Here is a 20146-nt window from a genome sequence, read left to right as displayed (position 1 = left end):
GAAAGCGTCATTCAGCACGCCTCGTACAGGGGTGGGGTGCCGGGTGAAACGGCGTCGATCCGCCAGCCGTCCCCGTCCCCGCCCGCAGCCAGCGGCAACGCCAGCCACCAGTGAATGCACGGCTCGGGCAGCGTGGCAGGAGCGTCCTCGACATCCTGCGTGCTGGTGAAGCTGACAAGGACACGGAGCCGGTCATCGCGCGCGGGCGCGATCCGGTGCACGTACATGTCACCGTCCCTCGTCGACCGGAAGTCCTCGATCCACTGGTCCTCCTCGGTCGTGCCCAACCGTTCGGACGTGACCGCGGACCGCCAGAGGTCGAAATCCCGCTCGTTGATCGCGTCGAAGTACGTCTGCAGCACGCGACGCACGGCGTCCCGCTCGGGGTGCCGTGCCGCGTCGCCGCTCAACCTGACCTCGCCACTGCCCGGCCGGTCCTCGGGATCCCGCTCGACAGGGACGGGAGGTGGGTCGGGCGCGGCCGCCGAGCCGTCGGCCGCGGAGTACATATCGTGCAGGAGGACGCCGCCGCCGACGGCGAGCACGATCATGACCGCGAAGACCGCGACGACCGAGCGGAACGACATCGGGTGATCCACACTGCCTGGCACGGGGACGAGGCTACGATGCCGTCACGCCATCGGCACGGCGGATGCCCTCACCCGACACGATGGAGCCAGGCCACCGGCGCACCGTCCCCTGCGTAGCGGAACGGCTCCAGTGCCTCGTCCCACGCGCCGCCGAGGACCTCGTCCACCTTGTGTGCCACGGCCTCGCTGGACCCGCTTGCCGCCACGAGCGCGCGCAGCTGGTCCTCACCGACCACGGTGTCACCGTTCGCGCTGGTGCGCCCGTGCCACAGGCCAAGGCCGGGCACGTAACACAGCCGCTCACCGTCGACACCCCGACTCGGCTCCTCGGTGACCTCGAAACGCAGCATAGGCCACGCCTTGAGCGCAGCCGCGAGCCTGCCGCCGGTACCCGGAGCTGCCTCCCAGGCACATTCGGCGCGCAGCTGCCCCGGTGCCGCCGGTTGCTCCGTCCAACGAAGGTTGACGCGGTATCCGACGACACCGGAAAGTGCCCACTCGACGTGCGGGCACACCGCAGACGGCGACGAGTGGACGTACACCACACCACGGGTACTTCCACGAGTGCTCACTGCTGACCTCCGCTGCTCGAACCTGCTGACTGACGAGGAGCATCTTCCCCTACGTCCTCGACCGCCTGCGTGGAATCGAGCGGAGGCGCACTCGGCGCGTCTCGTGTGGTGCTCGGTCTGAAATTGTGGCTCTAGTATGCCATGAAATCACATCAGCAACAGGCACAACAGGGAAACGCTCCCGCGCGGGTGGCCTGCCACGTGCGGCACCCACGCGGGAGCGCCCTTCGCATCAGCCCGTGAGGTACTCCACGGCGGCGACCGTGTCGACCAGGCCGGTGCCCTTGTCGAAGCTCGAGGTGTAGCCGTCCACCTTCTCGTACGACGCGCCGTCGGTGTACTTGTACGCCGTGGCCTTCAGCGCGTCCTCGATCTCGGCGGGCGTGGCATCCGGCTTCGCCTGGGACAGCTGCGCGATGATGCCGGTGACCTGTGGCGCAGCCATCGACGTCCCGCTGATCACGTTGTACGTGGCCAGGTCGAGCGCACCCGGGCCGTTCCGGAAGTCGAAGCCGGTCGAGCAGATCGGCATCGTGGGCCTGCAGGCCGACAGCACCTCCTCACCGGGGGCCGAGATGTCCGGCCAGCTCTGCGTGTCGTCCTGACCACCACGCGAGGAGAAGTCGGACACCGAGCCGTCGCGGGTCCCCGTCCCCTCGTCGAAGTAGGAGGCGACGGACACCACACCCGGGGTGGGGTCCTGCCCCGGCGGGTTGGACAGGTTCTGCGACCCGTCCCCGCCGTCGTTGCCGTTCGCCCACACGGTCATGACGCCTTCCTCAGCGAGCTCGCGCTGCAGCTTGACGGTCAGGGAGTTCTCGTCGAACTCGCCGCCGCCCGCAGGACCCCAGGAGTTGTTGATCACCTTCACCGGCGCGCACTCCTCGGCGGGGACGTCCGCGCCGCACGGTGCGTCATGGTTCTCGAGAACCCAGTTCATCGCGGAGTTCGCACCGAGGATCGCGACCGCTGCTCCGGTGGCCACCGAGACGATGTCGGCTCCCGGTGCCGAGCCACCCACCTGCGAGCCGTCGTTCAGTTCGTAGTTCTGCCCTGTCGCGATACCGGTGACGTGCGTGCCGTGACCACCCAGCGACGTGGAGTCGGTGTCCAGCGGGCCGGCGTCGACGATGCAGCTGGTGTCGCCGCTGTCGTCGAGGCAGAGGCTCCGCATGTTCGCCACGACCCTGCTGTCGCCGTTCTCGTCTGCGAACGCCGGGTGGTTCGGGTCGACTCCGGTGTCGATGACGGCGACGGAGGTGCCGCTACCGTCGATCGGTTCGCCGTCGGCGTCGGTCAGTGTCTCCTGCGCTTCCTTGGCCCGCGTGGCTTCGGTACCCGACGTAGCGAAGAACTCCACCGGGTTGTTGTTCTCCACATAGGTGATGCCGTCGGCGTCGCGCACCTCGTCGACCTGGCCGGCGGTACCGCTGGCCGCGACGACGCCGACCCTGTCGAAGGCGGTCAGCCGGTCCATCCCGGCGTCGGCGATCGCCTGGTCGGCGGCTGCGACGTCAGTGCCGTGTACGAAGACGGATACCGGCTCCGAGTCGGAGTGGCCCGACAGCACCTCGCCGAGCGAGTCCCCGATCGGCGCCAGCGGATCGGTCGTTTCCTGAGCGACCACAGGCGTGGCCCCGATCGTCGACACAGCGAGTGCCGATGTGGCCGCGACCACTACCGCACGTCGCCAGGGTCTTCCAAGCACTGATGACTCCTCCCTATTCGCCCGCTCCGTTCAGCGGCTACTTCACACGATGGAATGACACACAACTAGGGACATATCGTTCCTGTCAATAACTGAACGTGAACCTATGTGAACCTTTCTCGACTCTCGGTCCCTGTATGCCTAACGCAGGGTGTACGCGCTTGGATACGCACACGGGACTAGTCTTGTCCCTGACCGGGCTCGCTTCCGAGCCATGTTCCGCGACCGGGTTTCGCCGATGGGGAGGATTGCGACGGTGCGAGTCATTCGCGCTGGCGAGCGCGTTTCAGGCATCAGCGACGACATACGCGCCGCGCTGACGGCTTTCGGGCGAGGACAGGCCGACACCGGCGGGGTGGCTCTTCTGGGCGTAACCTTCCCGGGTGAGACGTCCCTCTTCGAAGCCGTCGTGTTACGACCGCACGCCGTGCACGTCGTCGTCGGGGTGCACCTGCAGAGCCCCGCCATGCGGCTCATCGCTCCGCTGCACGGTCAGTGGCTGGCCGACGGCCGGGCCGTCGCGGGCACCGACGACCCGGAGGACAGCCCGGTGGTGACCGCGTTGCGCGACGCCCACGCCGCCCTGTCTACGCTGTCGGCGGCGACACACGCCACGCTGCCGAGCGGCATCGTCGTCGCGGTCGGCCCGTACGCGCACGCCATCACCGTGCCGGACGCCGGTGAGGACGGCTCCGTACACGTGCTCCACCCCTCACCGGCGAGCGTGCGCGCCGCTCTCGGCGGTGGGCGCGCCTCCCCCGACGGGGCCGCCCGCCCGTGCACCATCGAACACGCCAGGGCGGTCATGCGGCTGCTGGTGCCAGACGCACAGGTCCTGAGCGCCGAGCAGCTCGCCGAGGAGGGCTTCCCTGCGGGCGATGCGACCTCGGCGACCTCAGCGACCTCGGCGCACCAGGCAGCCCGGCCAACCCCCGAGGCACAAGACGAGCAGGCACGGCCCGGCCGGGTGGGTGCGCAACGGCTGCCCCCGCGGCGCCGACGGACCCGTCACGTCACGTGGTGGGCACTGGCAGGCCTCGCGCTCCTGCTGCTCGTCGTGCTCTCTGCCATCGGCGTAGCGGTGGCCACCGGTGACGCGGAAACACGTCCGGAGCCACACGCCACAGGCGACTCCGCCGAACGGAACGTACGGGATGTCACCTTCGTCCCGGTGACCACCAGCAGGGAGCCGGACTGCATCGCGCACACCTTCGGAGACGCGCAGATGGCCGTGGAGCAACTCACCTGCGCCGGTATCCTCCTCGGCAGCTTCACGGCCCGCCACGACGGGCGCGAGGCGGCCGTGAGCATCGCGGAGTTCGAGTTCGCCACACCGGATGACGCGCATACGTTCCGCGACATCGTGGACACGCCGGGACGCGGGGGTGCGCACGACCTGGCGACGCGGACCGGGCGGTGGCCGGGAGAACCGCCCGGCTTCGACGGGGCCGTCCAGCACAGTGACACGCGCGGCTCGACCGTGCGCGTCGTCCTCCTCGCCCCGCCCGAGCACGGCGTCGACGGCGACCTCGGCAGGGACCGAGTTCTCGAGGCGGCGGCCGACGTCCCACTCGGCCGCTAGGCACGGCCGGGCACGTCCAGTGCGCTGGGTGTGGGTTCAGAGTTGTTTGAGTTCTTCGACGATGTCGGTGGTGGCGGTTTTGGCGTCGTTGAACAGCATGGTGGTTTTGGGGTTGTAGTAGAGGTCGTTGTCGATGCCGGCGAAGCCGGGGCTCATGCTGCGTTTGATGACGATGACCGATTGGCTGTGGTGGACGGTGAGGATGGGCATGCCGTAGATGGGGGAGGCTGGGTCGGTTTCGGCGGCGGGGTTGATGACGTCGTTGGCGCCGATGACCAGGGTGACGTCGGTTTGGGGGAAGGCGGAGTTGCTTTCGTCGAGTTCGGTGAGTTGGTCGTAGGCGACGTCGGCTTCGGCGAGCAGGACGTTCATGTGGCCGGGCATGCGGCCGGCGACGGGGTGGATGGCGAAGGAGACGTCGATGTTCTTGGCTTCCAGGAGGGTGGCGATTTCCTTGACGGCGTGTTGGGCCTGGGCCACGGCCATGCCGTAGCCGGGCACGACCACGACTTTGCTGGCGTAGGCGAGTTGGATGGCGGTGTCGGCCGCGCTGGTGCTGCGGATGGGCCGGTCGCTGCCGCCGCTGCTGCTGGGTGTGGTGGTGCCGCCGCCGAAGCCGCCGGCGATGATGGCGGGGATGGAGCGGTTCATGGCCTGGGCCATGAGGCTGGTCAGGATGGAGCCGGAGGCGCCGACGATCATGCCGGCCACGATCAGGGCGGTGTTGTCCAGCGCGATGCCCTTGGCGGCGGCGGACAGGCCGGTCAGCGCGTTGAGCAGCGAGATCACCACGGGCATGTCGGCCCCGCCGATGGGCAGGACCACGATCAGCCCGACGACCGCGGCGGCGGCCAGCAGCGCGATCATCCACCAGCCGGAGGCGCCGCCGGTGGTGATCACGATCGCCGCGGCCACGGCGGCGACGATCATGGCCAGATTGACCGGCTGTTGCGCCCGCCCCAGGGTCATTGGCCGGCCGGGCAGGAGCTCTTGGAGTTTGGCGTAGGCCACCAGCGAGCCCCAGAACGAGATGGAGCCCACCAGCGCGGCGAACAGTGAGGCGATGACGGCGTGGACGGGTTCGTGGGCGTAGCCGGCGGTGTCGCGGAACTGGGCCCACGAGATCAGCGCGATCGCCCCGCCGCCGAGCCCGTTGAACAGCGCGACCATCTGCGGCATCGCCGTCATCTTGACCCGGTAGGCCGCCGGGATACTGATCACCGTGCCGATGGCGATGCCCAGCCCGATCAGCAGCCAGTTGCCCATCCCCTCGATCAGCAACGTCGCGGCCACCGCCAGCCCCATCCCCGCAGCGGCGACCCAGTTACCGGCCACCGCCGTGCGCGGGCCCCGCATCTGCATCAGGCCGTAGATGAACAGCGCGAACGCGACGATGTAGAGGCTATTGATCAACGCCATGTCATGCAGCCAGCTCACCGGTCGGCCTCCTTGTCTGCTCCGCCCGCGGGCTTGTGCTTGAACATCGCCAGCATCCGATCAGTCACCAAGAACCCACCCACGACGTTGATCGTGCCGAAAATGATCGCCACCACCAGCAGGACCTTGTTGAACACCCCCTCAACACCCAGCCCCAACACCACCAGCGCGGCCAGCACCACCACCCCGTGAATGGCGTTCGTGCCCGACATCAACGGGGTATGCAGCGTATTCGGCACCTTCGAAATCACCACAAACCCCAGAAACCCCGCCAGCACCAGCACAGCCAGGTTCTGCACCAACCCCGGATCCATCACCACACCTCCTTACCCGCCGCACCGGACTCACCGGCAGCGGCCTCTGTCGGCCAGGTGAGGCGGTCCCGCCCGGACACGCAGGCCTCGGCGATGATCGGATCGCCCGCATCCAGGGTGAGCCCACCCTCCCCGATGACCAACTCCAAAAACTCCACGATGTTGCGGGCATACAACTCGCTGGCATGCCCCGGCATCTCGCCCGGCAGATTCGCCGGCGCGGCGATCGTGACCCCGTGCGCGGTGACCACCTCGCCCGGTTGGGTCAGCTCGCAGTTCCCGCCGGCCTCCCCGGCCAGATCCACCACCACGCTGCCCGGCGCCATCCCGGCCACCGCCTCGGCCGAGACCAACCGCGGCGCCGCCCTGCCCGGCACCAGCGCCGTGGTGATCACCACATCGAACCCGGTGATCGCCTCACCCAACCGCCGCTGCTGCTCGGCCCGCTCATCCTCGGACAACTCCCGGGCATAACCACCCTCACCCACGGCCTCGATCCCCAGATCCAGCCACCGCGCCCCCACCGACCGCACCTGATCAGCCACCTCCGGACGCACGTCATACCCACTCGCCCGCGCCCCCAACCGCTTCGCCGTCGCCAATGCCTGCAACCCGGCCACCCCGGCCCCCAGCACCAACACGCTCGCCGGCTTCACCGTCCCGGCCGCCGTGGTCAACATCGGAAAGAACCGCGGCAAATGCCACGCCCCCACCAACACCGCCCGATAGCCGGCCACATTCGCCTGCGACGACAACGCATCCATCGCCTGCGCCCGCGAGATCCGCGGCACCGACTCCAACGCGAACCCGACCACACCCAGCCGGTCCCACCGCTCGAACCGCTCACTACCGGCATACGGATCCACAAACCCCACCACCACCGCGCCCGGCCGCGCCCGCGCCACATCCGCCTCACCCGGCGCATGCACACACACCACGATGTCCGCCTCCCACGGATCCCCCACACGCGCACCCGCCGCCACAAACGCCTCATCCGACACGAACGCCCCCACACCCGCACCCGAGGCCACAACCACCCCCACACCCCGCTGGGTCAACCGCTGCACCATCCCCGGCACCAAAGCCACCCGAGCCTCACCAGCCACCTGCTCAGCAACCACCCCCACCGACACAACACTCTCCACACCCGAACCGGCACCAGCCACCACACAACCTCCTCCGCCGAGGTACTTGAGAAGGGCAGTTCCAGGACCGCCCTGGTGTCCACGTTGTCTATCACGCCGCACCCGGTTCAGCGATCTTCGTGAGGGGTGTCACTCGGCATGTGCCGCTCATGCCTCGCTTCGCCAGCCGGCCACCCCGATGACAATCAGCCGGAGCCTCTTACGGGCCTGCCTGATGATCTCCATATCCGCTTCCCGGTCGGCCGTATCGACGTCCACGAGCTCCATAACCGTGCCAAGCATCGCCGTGACGATCAAGTCGGCCATCATACGAAGATCCTCCGCGCTCCAGGCGCGCATTTCGTCGAATCGGCCGAGATCGACGGCGAGCTCGCTGGCGAACAGGCGTAGCTCGGTCGCTATCGCCGCGCGCACCCGGCCGGTACCCGCGTAGCGCTCGCGCATGAGGAAGCGGAAATGGTCCTCGTTGGTACGGACCTGGGAGTAAAGCGTCTGCACCGAGCTTCTGATCACGTCCTCGCTGCTACTCCGGTTCTTGCGCGCCTCCCGGACCATCCTGCGCAACGTGCGCATCGACTCGTCCACCAGCGCAATACCGAGGTCGTCCATGGACGCGAAGTGCCGGTAGAACGCGGTCGGCACGATTCCCGCTTCCTTGGTGACCTCGCGCAGGCTCAGGCTCGCGAGGTTGCGGTCGGTGAGCAGGCGCAACGCCGCGTCCACAAGTGCCTGTCGCGTGCGCTGCTTGCGCTCCTGCCTCGTCGTCTGCTCCGCAGTCACAACGTTAAGAGTACGCACGTCCACTTTCCCGCGCGACACAGGTACTCCGGAATGCTCCTGCTGGCCGGTGCGGTCCCGCGTGCGCCGCACGTGCCTGGCCAGCGGACCAGGCCTGGCCGTATCGCACGCGTCACAACGTGATGACGGGGAGGGCCGCCGGGCGATAACGTATCCACATCAGTGCACACTTGTTCACTATCAAGTTCGACCACGGCGTCACTCGGAACCGAAGGGGGCTATCGTGACCAGCCTGATCCCACGTCGCAGCCGGTCGCTCGGCGCGATGACGGCATCCCTGGTGGACACGCTGCTCACCCCGCACGGCATCGACCGCTATCTCGAGCTCGTCGACCCGATGAAGGTGCGCAACGAGATCCGGGGAAAGGTCACGGCCGTGCGCAGGCAGACCGCGGACACGGTCACCCTGACGGTGCACACGAGCAAGCGGTGGCGAGGCTTTCGCGCCGGGCAGTACGTCCGCGTCTCCGTGGACATCGACGGGGTGCGCCGCACGCGCTGCTACTCCCCCGCCAACTCGGAGCTCGATCCCGCAGGCTCGCTCGAGCTGACCGTCAAGGTCGATCCGCACGGGCTCGTGTCCGGGCACCTGTACCGCAACGCCGCGCCGGGCATGATCCTGGGACTCTCCCAGCCGGACGGCGAGTTCACCCTGCCCGAGCCGCGTCCCGAGCAGCTGTTGCTGGTCAGCGGTGGCAGCGGGATCACGCCGGCGCTGTCGATGCTGCGCACCCTGCACGATCGAGGTGACACCGACGGTGTGGTGTTCGTGCACTACGCCAACACCGAGCAGGACGTGCTCTACCGCGACGAGCTCGCCGAGCTCGACCGCGCCAACCCGGGCCTGCGCGTGGCACTCGGCTTCACGCACGCCGAGCACGGCGGTGACCTGCACGGGTTCTTCACACCCGCGCACCTGGAGGAGGTCGCGCCGAACTGGCGGCAGGCGCAGACGTACCTGTGCGGACCCGACGGGCTGATGGACTCCGTGCGCGCGCTGTTCTACGCCGAAGGGCTGGGTGAACAGCTGCACACCGAGGTGTTCACCCCGCCGGAGCTGGAGATCGACACCGAGAACGCCACCGGTCAGGTGCGGTTCGAGCACAGTGGCCGGGAGATCGCCAACTCGGGTCGCCCCCTGTTGGAGCAGGCCGAGGAGGCCGGACTACGCCCGGAGCACGGCTGCCGGATGGGGATCTGCTTCTCCTGCACCAAGGTCAAGTCGCGCGGCTGCGTGCAGAACGCACTGACCGGGGAGCTGTCCACCGAACCCGAGGAAGAGATCCAGATGTGCATCTCCGTGCCCGTCGGGGACGTGGACATCTACTGCTGAGGGCACCGACACCACAGACAACAGACCATGGGAGGAGCGTCATGACCGACCTACGAGATCGACTGACACCGGAGCAGGTCGAGGAGTTCGGCCGCGAGCTCGATGAGATCCGCCAGCAGCTCGTCGCCGACCTGGGGCAGGAGGACGTCGACTACATCAACAGGGTCATCCGCACCCAGCGCGGCCTGGAGGTCGCCGGGCGCGGCCTGATGTACCTCGGCTTCCTGCCGCCGGCCTGGCTCGCCGCGGTCGGCTGCCTGTCGGTGTCGAAGATCCTGGACAACATGGAGATCGGCCATAACGTGATGCACGGTCAGTACGACTGGACGCGCATCCCGGAGCTGAACTCCAAGACCTTCGAGTGGGACACCGCTGCGTCGGGGGACAACTGGCGCCACTCACACAACTACATGCACCACACGCACACCAACATCATCGACAAGGACCGCGACGTCGGGTACGGGATCCTGCGGATCGATCCGGACCAGGAATGGCACCCCTACTACCTGGGCAACCCCGTCTACGCCGTCCTGCTGGCGATCTTCTTCGAGTGGGGCGTGTCGCTGCACGACCTCGAGGTCGACCGGATGCTCAAGGGCGAGATCAGCTGGAAGGACAAGGCCGAGGTGCGCAGGAAGATGCGCGCCAAGGCAGGCAGGCAGATCGGCAAGGACTACGTGCTGTTCCCCCTGCTGACCGGACCGCTCGCGCCGCTGACCCTGCTGGGCAACGCCTCCGCCAACGTGGTCCGCAACCTGTGGGCATTCGCCATCATCTTCTGCGGGCACTTCCCGGAGGACGTGGAGAGCTTCTCCGAGTCCGAGACCGAGGGTGAGACGCGCGGCCAGTGGTACCTGCGCCAGATCCTGGGGTCGGCGAACATCTCCGGTGGCAAGCTCTTCCACATCATGAGCGGGAACCTCTCCCACCAGATCGAGCACCACCTGTTCCCGGACATTCCCGCGCGGCGCTACCCGCAGATCGCCCCGCAGGTCCGTGCGATCTGCGAGAAGTACGGCCTGTCGTACAACACCGGGCCGCTGCACAAGCAGTTGCTGTCGGTGGCCAAGAAGATCCTGACATTCGCGCTGCCACCTCGCGAGAAGGAGAAGCAGGCTCCGACTACGCTGAACGAGGAGAAGGAACTCGCAGCAGCGTAGGAACAGGGGTTGCCGTGGTGGGACAGTTCGAGCGGAACAAGGACACGGTGCAGGAGATCACCGAGTCGGCGGCGACGCACGTCGGCAATATCGCCAGCATCATCACCAGCGCGGTCCGCGACATCACCCGCGAGATCGGCGACGGGATCTCCGAGGCGGTGGAGATGTACGAGGCATCCCAGCGCGCCAAGGAGGACGGCGGGGACGAGTCCCCCGGGCAGCGTCTCCGGGGCGACCACGAGGTCACGCCGAAGCCGGTGATCGACCCGGACACCGAACAGCGCTGAATGACGCTTTCAGTCCACGAGAAGGACTGAAAGCGTCATTCAGCCACCGGGCAGGTTCATCCGGAACGGTGCAGCACGGCCCCGTGCCCGGTCAGTCCAGCAGCGCGTCGAGGTCCGGTTTCTCCTCGAGGAGGCCATCCTGCACGGCGAGGTCGGCGAGGGTCTCCAGGGCCCCGCGGTTGGGCTCGGTGGTAAACGTCTCGAGGGCGACCTTCTCGGCGAGCGCGGCGTCCATGTCGAGGAACTCGGTAAGCGTGGTACGAACCTCGTCCGGGTGCGCCCCGGCGTAGGTGAGGGTGTCCTCCATGGCATCGGCAACATCGGACACCGACTGGCTCAGGCTGGTACGCGCCGACCCTCATCTGCCGGCCGAACACCTACCACCGGACTGGCCTGCGATTCGCGCCGAGGAGGTCTTTCACGGCCTCGCTCGCGCGTACGCCGAGCCGGCACGCGCCATCGCGGAACAGCTCCTCGAGACGATCCCCGTGCCACTCGAGCCCGAGCAGCGGTAAGGCTCGAGTGACGCGGAGAGGCAAGGGGAACATGCCGTGCGCGCGGCATACACCGGCTGACCGTCGCTGGAACGGCCCCTTACCGGGGTGCCCGAGTGCCCGACACGCGCGTCGCGGCCCGGCCGGATCACGGCACGTGCGCGAACGCCCGCACCGGGAAGGTCGCCATGCCGTCGATGGACGGGGGCACGGCGGTGAAGTGGGCACCGGTGTGCGGCAGCAGGTGCAGCCCCGTGAGGTGTTCGACGACGGGGATTCCCGCGGCCAGCAGGGTGGTGTGCGCGGGCCGCTGCCCGGTGGTGGTGTCGTCGATGTTCACCGAGTCGATCCCGGCCAGCGTGGCGCCGCGCTCGACGAGGACCTGCGCACCTGCCTCGGTGAGGTACGGGTGGTCGGGATCGCCGTAGTGCGCGGTGCCCCAACGCCGGTCCCAGCCCGTGCGCAGCAGCACCGCCATCCCGTCGAGCCGCCCGCCGGGCAGCACATCCGGACCGATCGCCCCGTCCGCGTCCACGACGACGGCCGGAAGCATGGCACAGCGTTCCAGCGACAGGCCGGCCAGGTCGTGACCGTCACGGAACCGGTGCGCGGGTGTGTCCAGGTAGGTACCGGTGTTGGCGATCATGCTGATCCGGCCGATGGCGAACTCCGTACCCGGATCGTAGTGTTCCGCCGACCCCTCGAAGCTGAGATGCACGCCGATCTCCGGCCCCGGCAGCCCCGGGTACGTGGTCATCTGGTGCTCGATGGCGTGGCTGAGGTCGATCAGTCCCATGAGCACGATCATGCCAGCATCCCGCGCCGCACACGTGCTCACCGCTCGATCTCCTGCCAAGGATCCGTGTCCGCACGCGGAGAAGTCGGGTACCGCCTCACGGACCGCGTCCACCCTGCCCTTGGGCTCTTCCCGGCCCTCCTGCCTGCCCAACGCGGTGAGGTCGAGGAAGGCGTGCCGGCTCTCGGCGGGCACGGCCAGCGTTCCCGCCGCGCTCGCCGAGGCCCTGACCGCCAGGACCGAGGAGAGCGACGGGGCACGCGCGACCACTCGCCCACGGTCGTCGACGGTTCCCGACCCGTCGCACCGGCGCACGATCGCGAGATAGCACACCCTCGCTACCTACTCACGCGTAAATTAGGATTGGCTGGACGCCAACACGAGAGGTCAGCATCCATGAGCGCGTACCCGAACCTGACCAGCCCACTCGACCTCGGCTTCACCAGCCTGCGCAACCGGGTCGTGATGGGCTCGATGCACACCGGGTTGGAGGACCGCAGCCGCAACTTCGGTCGCCTCGCCGAGTACTACGCCGAGCGCGCTCGGGGCGGCGTCGGCCTCATCGTCACCGGCGGGTTCGCGCCCAACAGGGAAGGGTGGCTGTTCCCCCTGGCCTCCTCGCTGACGAACGGCAGGCAGGCGCGTGCGCACCGCACGCTCACCGAACCGGTGCACGAGGCGGGCGGCAAGATCCTGCTGCAGGTCCTGCATGCGGGCCGGTACGCCTACCACCCGTTCAGCGTGTCCGCCTCGGCGGTAAAGTCCCCGATCACCCCGTTCCGCCCCCGAGCGTTGAGCGACCGCGGCGTGCGCGGAACGATCGACGACTTCGCCCGCTGCGCCACGCTCGCGCGGGAGGCGGGCTACGACGGCGTCGAGATCATGGGCTCCGAGGGATACTTCATCAACCAGTTCCTCACCCCGCGCACCAACCGGCGCGGCGACCGCTGGGGCGGCTCATGGACGAACCGGATGCGGCTCGCCGTCGAGATCGTCCGCCGCACCCGCGAGGCCGCGGGCCCGGACTTCATCATCAGCTACCGGCTGTCCCTGCTCGACCTGGTGCCGGACGGCCAGTCCTGGGACGAGGTCGTCGAGCTGGCCCAGGCCGTCGAGCACGCGGGCGCAACGCTGATCAACAGCGGCATCGGCTGGCACGAGGCGCGGGTGCCCACGATCGTGACCTCGGTACCCCGCGCGGCTTTCACCGAGCTCACCGGCAGGCTTCGGCCGCGGGTGACCGTACCGGTCGTGGCGTCCAACCGCATCAACATGCCGGACGTCGCCGAGGGCGTCCTGGAACGCGGCGAGGCCGACATGGTCTCGATGGCCCGGCCGTTCCTCGCCGACCCCGAGTGGGTCGCCAAGAGCGAGCAGGGCCGCGACGACGAGATCAACACCTGCATCGCCTGCAACCAGGCCTGCCTCGACCACACCTTCCAGCTCAAGACCGCCACCTGCCTGGTCAACCCGCGCGCGGGCAACGAGACCGAACTGGCCGTCCGCATGGTCGGCACGCCCAAGCGCGTCGCCGTCGTCGGCGCCGGTCCGGCGGGCCTCGCCGCGTCCACCACCCTCGCGCAGCGCGGTCATCACGTCACCGTGTACGAGGCCGCCGACGAGATCGGCGGCCAGTTCAACCTCGCCAAGCAGGTCCCCGGCAAGGAGGAGTTCCACGAGACATTGCGCTACTACCGCAGGCAGCTCGAGCTGCACGGCGTGGACGTGCGGCTGAGCACCCGGGCCCGCGCGGCCGACCTCGCCGACGAAGGATTCGACGAGGTCGTCGTCGCCACCGGTGTCTCGCCCCGCACACCGGCGATCGACGGCATCGACCACCCCAAGGTGCTGTCCTATGTAGATGTCCTGCGCGGCGCGCCGGTCGGGAAGTCCGTCGCGGTGGTCGGCGCGGGCGGGATCGGGTTCGACGTCTCCGAGTACCTCACCCACGGCTCGCGGCCCGCGCTCGACGTCGAGCAGTGGCGCGCCGAGTGGGGCGTGGACGAGCCCGAGCGGGCCCGCGGCGGCGTCGACGGGGTGGGCAAGGAGATCGAACCCTCCCCGCGCTCGGTCTACCTGCTGCAGCGCAAGACGTCCAAGATGGGCAAGGACCTCGGCAAGACCTCGGGCTGGGTGCACCGCACCACTCTGCGCGACAAGCGCGTCGAGATGGTTCCTGGCGTGACCTACCGCCGGATCGACGACGCGGGCCTGCACGTCACGGTCGGCAAGTCCGATGAACGGGTGCTCGACGTGGATTCGGTGGTGATCTGCGCGGGCCAGGAACCGTTACGGGAGATCACCGAAGGGCTGGCCGCTGCGGGCGTGACCGCGCACCTGGTCGGTGGCGCCGACGTCGCCGCCGAGCTGGACGCCAAGCGCGCGATCGACCAGGCGACCCGTCTGGCTGTCGCGATCTGACCGGCGCGCGCGACGGTACGGTGGGGGTGTGTACACCAAGGAGTTCGAGATCCACACGGGCAACCGCGCTGTGGTGCACGACCTGACCAAACAAGCGACGGCGTACCTCGCCGAGTGCGACGTGGACAACGGGCTGCTGCACGGCTGGGTCCCGCACGCCACCGCGGGTCTCGCCGTGCTGGAGACCGGCGCGGGAAGCGATCACGACCTGCTGGCAGCGATCGACGACCTGCTCCCCCGCGACAACCGCTGGCGCCACCAGCACGGCACGGGCGGGCACGGCAGGGACCACGTGCTGCCCGCGTTCCTCCCGCCGTACGCGACGGTGCCGGTCCTCGACGGGGCGCTCGCGCTCGGCACGTGGCAGTCCCTGTGCCTGGTCGACACCAACGTCGACAACCCCGTCCGCCGCGTGCGGCTGAGCGTGCTGGCCGGGTAGCCGGGCGGAACTTCCGGCGGAGCGAGCGGGGCGAGCCGAGGGACCCCTTCGATACAACTGTGGTACCCGAGGAGTCCTTCGGCTCGCCCGCCATCCGGGAGACAGCGGCGGTAGGAAGGGGTCGCTAGAGCCGGTTCGGGGACCCTGGCGAACGGGCTCTAGCGACCTGTCAGTGCGCGCATGTGCCCGACGGCCTCGTCCACAGGCACCTCGGTGCGTTCACCGGTCGCGCGATCCTTGATTTCGACCATACCCTTCTGCAGGCCCTTACCAACCACCACGATCGAAGGAACTCCCACGAGCTCGGCATCGGCGAACTTCACGCCGGGACTGGCCGTACGGTCGTCCAGGATCACCCGTACTCCCGCGCCGTCCAGCTCGGCGGTCAGGCGCTCGGCGGCCTCGGCGATCGAGTCGTCCTTACCTGCGACGACGATGTGCACGTCGGCCGGAGCGACCTCACGCGGCCACACCAGCCCCAGCTCGTCGTGATGCTGCTCGGCGATCGCCGCGATCAGGCGCGAGATACCGATGCCGTACGAGCCCATGGTGATCCGCGCGGGCTTGCCGTCGGCACCGAGCGCGTCCACCTCGAACGCATCGGTGTACTTGGTTCCGAGCTGGAAGATGTGCCCGATCTCGATACCGCGCGCCGCCACCAGCGGTCCGGAGCCGTCCGGAGCGGGGTCACCCTCCCGGACCTCAGCGGCCTCGATCGTGCCGTCCGGCACGAAGTCGCGACCGCACACCAGATCGACGACGTGATGGTCGGGCTTGTCGGCGCCGGTCACCCAGGCCGTGCCTGTGACGATGCGGGGATCCACAAGCAGCCGCACACCGTTGTCCTGCAGTGCATTCGGCCCGATATACCCCTTGACCAGGAACGCGTGCCGCTCGAAGTCCGCTTCCTCCAGCACGGCGACCTCGGCGGGCTCCAGGGACGCCTCCAGGCGCTTCATGTCCACGTCCCGGTCGCCGGGCACACCGACGGCCAGTAACTGCCAGTCCTGCTCGCCCGGCCTGCGCACCTTGACCATCACGTTCTTCAGCGTGTCGGCCGCCGTGAACGACCGGCCCAGCTCGGCTTGCGCGTTGAGGAAGTCGACCAGCGACTCGATGGTCGGCGTGTCCGGGGTGTAGTGCACATGCGCGGGCGGGAGCTCTTCCACGCGCTTCTCCTCGCCGGCCGGGGTGGACACCGCCTCGACATTGGCGGCGTAGCCCGAGGCCGTGCTGCGCACGTAGGTGTCCTCCCCCGTCGCGGAGTCGGCGAGGAACTCCTCGGAGGCCGACCCGCCCATCGCACCCGATGTGGCAGCCACGATCACGTAGCTCAGCCCGAGCCGTTCGAAGATGCGCTGGTAGGCGTCCCTGTGCAGCCGGTACGACCGATCGAGGCCCGCCTGGTCGAGGTCGAACGAGTACGAGTCCTTCATCACGAACTCGCGGCCGCGCAACAGCCCTGCCCTGGGGCGCGCCTCGTCCCGGTACTTGGACTGGACCTGGTACAGCATCACCGGGTAGTCGCGATAGGAACTGAACTCCCCCTTCACGGTGAGCGCGAACAGCTCCTCGTGGGTCGGGCCGAGCAGGAAGTCCGCGCCCTTGCGGTCCTTGAGCCGGAACACGTTCGGGCCGTACTCGGTCCACCGCCCGGTGGCCTCGTACGGCTCACGGGGAAGGAGCGCGGGGAACTGGATCTCCTGCGCGCCGATCGCGTTCATCTCCTCGCGCACCACGTTCTCGATGTTGCGCAGCACCGCGAGGCCGAGCGGCAGCCAGGTGAACCCGCCCGGTGCCACGCGCCGGATATACCCGGCGCGCACCAGCAGCTTGTGGCTGGGAACCTCCGCCTCGGCGGGGTCCTCGCGCAGCGTGCGCAAGAACAGCGTGGACATCCGGGTAATCACGTGCTCAGCTCCTCGTGACGGGCGCCTTCAGCCGGTGGTGCACAAGGGTATTGCACGCTCCCGCACGCGATGTGAGCAGGCCCGTGAGCCGGCTCGCACCGGCTTGCTCGCGGTCCCCGCCTTCCGCCCCGTCAGCCGCGCACCTCCTCGACGATCCTGGCGATGCGGCGCCGGCGGATCTCGTCAGTCGCGGCGTCGGCGACCCACTTGGTCAGGCTCTCCTGGCGGGCGCCGGGCAATGCGTCCCACCGGGCCCGGGCGTCTCCCAACGCCAGCAGGAGGTCGTCCGGTGGCGGGACGTGGTGCCGGTGGCTCACGAGCTCGAGTGTCATGGCGACGGTGTCTCCCGCGGCGACCCCGGCCATCTCGCAGTTCGCCCTGTTCAGTGGGATGTAGCGCTCCGTATCGGAGACCACGACCGCCGACCGGAACTCGTGGTCGTTCACCGTGACCCGCAACCACGGGCGCTCGTCGCCGAACACCCCGGCCACGTCCAGTTCGAGGGGCGCGAAGGCCGAGGACGCGGCACCTTCGAGTGGCTGGAGCGTCACCTCGACGGTCACGGGATCCATGCAGGCGATGATACGCGCCCACCGGCCCGCTCAGCGGTGCGTCGACCCGCCCGGGCACGCCCGGTGTACCGGCCTTTAAGGTGCCTGACGTGCTCGTACTGTTACCCCCTTCGGAGACCAAGGCCCACGGCGGCGACGGGCCTCCGCTGGACCTCGCGGCGCTGTCCTTCCCGGAGCTCACCGACACCCGCAAGCGGGTCGTCGACTCCCTCGTCGACCTGGCCGGTGATGTCGAGGCCAGCCGCGCCACGCTGGGACTGTCCGAACGGCAGGACGCGGAGATCGAGCGCAACGCGGCGCTGTGGTCGTCCCCGACGATGCCTGCGCTGTCCCGCTACACCGGTGTGCTCTACGACGCTATGGGACTCGACACGTTCGGCCCGGCCGAGCGGGCGCGCGCACGGGAACGGCTCGCCGTGGCCTCCGCGTTGTTCGGTCTCGTGGGAGCCGAGGACCCGATCCCGGCGTACCGGCTCTCCGGCGGATCCAGCGTTCCCGGCCTCGGCTCGCTGCGCGGCCTGTGGCGCCCGAACCTCGAACCGGTACTCGCAGGCCTCGGCAGCAGCGTGCTCGTCGACCTGCGATCAGGCCCGTACGCTGCGCTTGCCCGCGTCCCGTCTGCCGTGACTGTGCGGGTGGTCACCGACGACGGCACGGGAGCGCGCACCACCGTCAGCCACCACAACAAGGCGTACAAGGGGCGCCTCGCCGGCGCACTCGTGCGGGCGAGACAGGACGCGAGCACCGTCGACGACGTGGTCGGCATCGCCGCGGCGGCGGGCGTCAAGATCGAGCAGACGGGTGAGCGCACCCTCGAGGTACTCACCGACTGACGCACGGGAACGACCCTGCGCGGGACGGGACGGTCCGGCAATGCAGCCTGCCGAGCCGCGTTCCGGGCTCCCGGCGCCGTGCGGCCACGCGTTCTCGCGTACAGTGTCGAGAAGGCACGCTGAGACGGCCTCGGACAGAGCGGTCCGAACATACCTAGCCGGCGTGCGCGCACTATCCATCGACGACGCAAAGCGCGTCGGGTTCGTCCGGTGCATCAGCCCTTTCTCATCGATCGACTTCCTCGACGGTGTCCACGCGAGACGTGGCGGATCAGGGCCGCACGTGACGTGCCACTCCGGAAAGGTATCCGTGACCATTACTGCTGAGGCGCCGAACGCGCCTACCCCCGAAACCGACGACCGTTCGCACGACTCCGCCGAGACGTCCTCGTCGTTCGCCGACTTCGCCCTTCCCAAGCCGTTACTCGAGACGCTGCGGCGCACCGGCATCGAGAGCCCGTTCCCGATCCAGACGGCGACCCTGCCGGACGCACTCGCCGGGCGCGACGTGCTCGGGCGGGCACAGACCGGGTCGGGCAAGACCCTGGCCTTCGGGCTGGCGCTGCTCACCCGCCTGCACCAGGCCAGGCAGCGGGACGGCAGGCCGGGCAAACGTAGCCCGCGTGGGCTCGTGCTCGTGCCGACCCGGGAGCTGGCCATGCAGGTCTCCGAAGCGCTCCAGCCGCTCGGCAAGGCCGCCGGCCTGCACTGCGCGACGATCGTGGGAGGCATGTCGTTCCAGCGTCAGTCCCTCGCATTGGAGCGCGGTGCCGACCTGGTGATCGCCACCCCCGGCCGGCTGGCCGACCACACGCGGCAGGGCACGTGCTCGCTGTCCGAGGTCGCGTTCGTCACCCTCGACGAGGCCGACCAGATGGCCGACATGGGCTTCCTCCCGCAGGTCACCGAGATCCTCCGGATGACCCCGTCGGACGGTCAGCGCATGCTGTTCTCCGCCAGCCTCGACGGCGAGGTCGCCACCCTGGTGCGTGACCATCTCAGCAACCCGCGCGAGCACTCGGTCGCTCCGGCCACCGCGGGCGTGACCACCATGGAGCACCACGTGTTCACCGTGGAGCAGCGCGACAAGCACGCGGTCACTTCCCAGATCGCCGCGCGGGACGGGCGCACGATCATGTTCGTGCGCACCAAGCACCACGCCGACCGGGTGGCCGAGAAGCTGCGAAGTGACGGTGTCCCGGCCGTGGCGCTGCACGGCGGGAAGACGCAGGGCCAGCGCAACCGGGTACTGGCCGCGTTCCGTGCAGGCGCTGCGACCACGCTGGTCGCCACCGATGTCGCCGCGCGTGGCATCCACGTCGACAACGTGAGCCTCGTGCTGCACATCGACCCGCCCGGCGACGCCAAGGACTACCTGCACCGTGCGGGGAGGACGGCACGAGCAGGCGAGTCGGGCACCGTCGCCACCCTGGTCACACCGCAGCAGCGGCGCGCGGCACGGCGCATCATCAGCGGTGCGGGCGTGCAGCCCAAGGCGGCCTCGGTCCAGCCGGGCGACACCACGCTGGCCAGCGTCACCGGCGCCCGCAGGCCCACCGGTACCGCGGTTCCCGAGCCCCAGGTCGAGCAGAGCGGGCGCTCGCGCCCGAAGCCGGGCCGCGGGGTCGACGGGCGCGGGCACGGCGGGCATGGTGGCAAGGACCGCCGTGACACCCGGCACTCGCGCGGCCGGAACAACCGCAGCGGCGAGCGCGCCCGGCGCTGACCTCGAGATGTGATGCCGGCGCCGGGCAG

At 69.1% G+C, this 20146-nt stretch carries 19 protein-coding genes and 1 pseudogene; 9 read left to right on the top strand and 11 right to left on the bottom strand.

Annotation, left to right across the window (positions count from 1 at the left end; translation table 11 throughout):
- Window positions 1-11 precede the first annotated feature (11 nt).
- The 3 genes from CHB84_RS07210 to CHB84_RS07200 form a co-directional block, all read right to left on the bottom strand.
- Window positions 12-611 carry a hypothetical protein gene (locus tag CHB84_RS07210; protein WP_141134604.1) on the bottom strand — a complete coding sequence of 200 codons (600 nt, stop codon included), beginning with the start codon at window positions 609-611 and terminating at the stop codon, window positions 12-14.
- Window positions 612-658: 47 nt separating this feature from the next.
- Entirely contained in the window at window positions 659-1162 is a 504-nt protein-coding gene (locus CHB84_RS07205) for a DUF3145 domain-containing protein (RefSeq protein WP_089300721.1), read from the bottom strand.
- A gap of 232 nt (window positions 1163-1394) precedes the next feature.
- The gene (locus CHB84_RS07200) at window positions 1395-2870 is read right to left on the bottom strand and encodes a S8 family peptidase (protein WP_089300720.1); all 1476 of its coding nucleotides are present in this window, start codon (window positions 2868-2870) and stop codon (window positions 1395-1397) included.
- 256 nt (window positions 2871-3126) lie between these two features.
- Here CHB84_RS07200 and CHB84_RS07195 point away from each other — a divergent pair, with 256 nt between their 5' ends.
- The gene (locus CHB84_RS07195) at window positions 3127-4452 is read left to right on the top strand and encodes a hypothetical protein (protein ID WP_089300719.1); all 1326 of its coding nucleotides are present in this window, start codon (window positions 3127-3129) and stop codon (window positions 4450-4452) included.
- Window positions 4453-4488: 36 nt separating this feature from the next.
- On the opposite strand, the gene CHB84_RS07190 is transcribed toward CHB84_RS07195, so the two are convergent.
- The 4 genes from CHB84_RS07190 to fabR form a co-directional block, all read right to left on the bottom strand.
- On the bottom strand, window positions 4489-5871 hold the full coding sequence (locus CHB84_RS07190) for an NAD(P)(+) transhydrogenase (Re/Si-specific) subunit beta (protein ID WP_089300832.1): 1383 nt from the start codon (window positions 5869-5871) through the stop codon (window positions 4489-4491).
- Window positions 5872-5885: 14 nt separating this feature from the next.
- Window positions 5886-6203 carry an NAD(P) transhydrogenase subunit alpha part 2 gene (locus CHB84_RS07185; protein WP_176439831.1) on the bottom strand — a complete coding sequence of 106 codons (318 nt, stop codon included), beginning with the start codon at window positions 6201-6203 and terminating at the stop codon, window positions 5886-5888.
- The gene (locus tag CHB84_RS07180) at window positions 6203-7369 is read right to left on the bottom strand and encodes an NAD(P) transhydrogenase subunit alpha (protein WP_245818606.1); all 1167 of its coding nucleotides are present in this window, start codon (window positions 7367-7369) and stop codon (window positions 6203-6205) included. Before CHB84_RS07180 ends, CHB84_RS07185 begins: the two co-directional genes overlap by 1 nt.
- A 126-nt stretch (window positions 7370-7495) precedes the next feature.
- Window positions 7496-8128 carry an HTH-type transcriptional repressor FabR gene (gene fabR, locus CHB84_RS07175; protein ID WP_089300830.1) on the bottom strand — a complete coding sequence of 211 codons (633 nt, stop codon included), beginning with the start codon at window positions 8126-8128 and terminating at the stop codon, window positions 7496-7498.
- 241 nt (window positions 8129-8369) lie between these two features.
- On the opposite strand from fabR, the gene CHB84_RS07170 reads away from it, so the two are divergent.
- The 3 genes and pseudogenes from CHB84_RS07170 to CHB84_RS22320 all read left to right on the top strand — a co-directional run.
- Window positions 8370-9479 carry a ferredoxin reductase gene (locus CHB84_RS07170; RefSeq protein WP_089300718.1) on the top strand — a complete coding sequence of 370 codons (1110 nt, stop codon included), beginning with the start codon at window positions 8370-8372 and terminating at the stop codon, window positions 9477-9479.
- Window positions 9480-9520: 41 nt separating this feature from the next.
- Window positions 9521-10639: a fatty acid desaturase family protein gene (locus tag CHB84_RS07165; RefSeq protein WP_089300717.1), complete on the top strand. Its 1119-nt coding sequence runs from the start codon at window positions 9521-9523 to the stop codon at window positions 10637-10639.
- A 14-nt stretch (window positions 10640-10653) separates the two neighbouring features.
- Window positions 10654-10845, top strand: a pseudogene (locus tag CHB84_RS22320) (hypothetical protein); the annotation flags it as partial.
- Between the two features lie 172 nt (window positions 10846-11017).
- Here CHB84_RS22320 and CHB84_RS07155 read toward each other — a convergent pair.
- Window positions 11018-11233, bottom strand: coding sequence for an aliphatic sulfonate ABC transporter substrate-binding protein (locus tag CHB84_RS07155; RefSeq protein WP_089300716.1), 216 nt, complete (start codon window positions 11231-11233; stop codon window positions 11018-11020).
- Here CHB84_RS07155 and CHB84_RS07150 point away from each other — a divergent pair.
- Window positions 11232-11441: a PaaX family transcriptional regulator C-terminal domain-containing protein gene (locus CHB84_RS07150; RefSeq protein ID WP_217898483.1), complete on the top strand. Its 210-nt coding sequence runs from the start codon at window positions 11232-11234 to the stop codon at window positions 11439-11441. The genes CHB84_RS07155 and CHB84_RS07150 overlap by 2 nt on opposite strands.
- Before the next feature lie 127 nt (window positions 11442-11568).
- Here CHB84_RS07150 and CHB84_RS07145 read toward each other — a convergent pair whose 3' ends face one another.
- Window positions 11569-12486 carry a cyclase family protein gene (locus CHB84_RS07145; RefSeq protein WP_245818605.1) on the bottom strand — a complete coding sequence of 306 codons (918 nt, stop codon included), beginning with the start codon at window positions 12484-12486 and terminating at the stop codon, window positions 11569-11571.
- Window positions 12487-12612: 126 nt separating this feature from the next.
- Here CHB84_RS07145 and CHB84_RS07140 point away from each other — a divergent pair, with 126 nt between their 5' ends.
- Window positions 12613-14637 (top strand): NADPH-dependent 2,4-dienoyl-CoA reductase, encoded by a 2025-nt coding sequence (locus CHB84_RS07140; RefSeq protein WP_089300715.1) that lies wholly within the window; start codon window positions 12613-12615, stop codon window positions 14635-14637.
- Window positions 14638-14665: 28 nt separating this feature from the next.
- The gene (locus CHB84_RS07135; protein ID WP_089300714.1) at window positions 14666-15076 is read left to right on the top strand and encodes a secondary thiamine-phosphate synthase enzyme YjbQ; all 411 of its coding nucleotides are present in this window, start codon (window positions 14666-14668) and stop codon (window positions 15074-15076) included.
- Between the two features lie 158 nt (window positions 15077-15234).
- Here CHB84_RS07135 and CHB84_RS07130 read toward each other — a convergent pair whose 3' ends face one another.
- Window positions 15235-16986: a proline--tRNA ligase gene (locus CHB84_RS07130; RefSeq protein WP_089300713.1), complete on the bottom strand. Its 1752-nt coding sequence runs from the start codon at window positions 16984-16986 to the stop codon at window positions 15235-15237.
- A gap of 131 nt (window positions 16987-17117) precedes the next feature.
- Entirely contained in the window at window positions 17118-17558 is a 441-nt protein-coding gene (locus CHB84_RS07125) for a DUF1905 domain-containing protein (protein WP_089300712.1), read from the bottom strand.
- 89 nt (window positions 17559-17647) lie between these two features.
- On the opposite strand from CHB84_RS07125, the gene yaaA reads away from it, so the two are divergent.
- Both yaaA and CHB84_RS07115 read left to right on the top strand, forming a co-directional pair.
- Window positions 17648-18391 (top strand): peroxide stress protein YaaA, encoded by a 744-nt coding sequence (yaaA, locus tag CHB84_RS07120; RefSeq protein ID WP_089300711.1) that lies wholly within the window; start codon window positions 17648-17650, stop codon window positions 18389-18391.
- A 310-nt stretch (window positions 18392-18701) separates the two neighbouring features.
- On the top strand, window positions 18702-20117 hold the full coding sequence (locus tag CHB84_RS07115; RefSeq protein WP_245818604.1) for a DEAD/DEAH box helicase: 1416 nt from the start codon (window positions 18702-18704) through the stop codon (window positions 20115-20117).
- The last annotated feature ends 29 nt before the right edge of the window (window positions 20118-20146 follow it).

Source organism: Haloechinothrix alba (assembly GCF_900188115.1).
GTDB lineage: Bacteria > Actinomycetota > Actinomycetes > Mycobacteriales > Pseudonocardiaceae > Haloechinothrix > Haloechinothrix alba.
The sequence above is the reverse complement of the archived record's forward strand: the minus strand, read 5'-3'. Positions and strand labels throughout refer to the sequence as shown.

Excerpts from the sequence above, each read along its gene's own strand:
- CHB84_RS07150 (WP_217898483.1), top strand. The coding sequence starts at position 11,232 with ATGGCATCGGCAACATCGGACACCGACTGGCTCAGGCTGGTACGCGCC.
- CHB84_RS07165 (WP_089300717.1), top strand. The coding sequence starts at position 9,521 with ATGACCGACCTACGAGATCGACTGACACCGGAGCAGGTCGAGGAGTTC.
- CHB84_RS07185 (WP_176439831.1), bottom strand. The coding sequence starts at position 6,203 with ATGGATCCGGGGTTGGTGCAGAACCTGGCTGTGCTGGTGCTGGCGGGG.
- CHB84_RS07140 (WP_089300715.1), top strand. The coding sequence starts at position 12,613 with ATGAGCGCGTACCCGAACCTGACCAGCCCACTCGACCTCGGCTTCACC.
- CHB84_RS07125 (WP_089300712.1), bottom strand. The coding sequence starts at position 17,558 with ATGGATCCCGTGACCGTCGAGGTGACGCTCCAGCCACTCGAAGGTGCC.
- CHB84_RS07155 (WP_089300716.1), bottom strand. The coding sequence starts at position 11,233 with ATGGAGGACACCCTCACCTACGCCGGGGCGCACCCGGACGAGGTTCGT.
- CHB84_RS07190 (WP_089300832.1), bottom strand. The coding sequence starts at position 5,871 with ATGGCGTTGATCAATAGCCTCTACATCGTCGCGTTCGCGCTGTTCATC.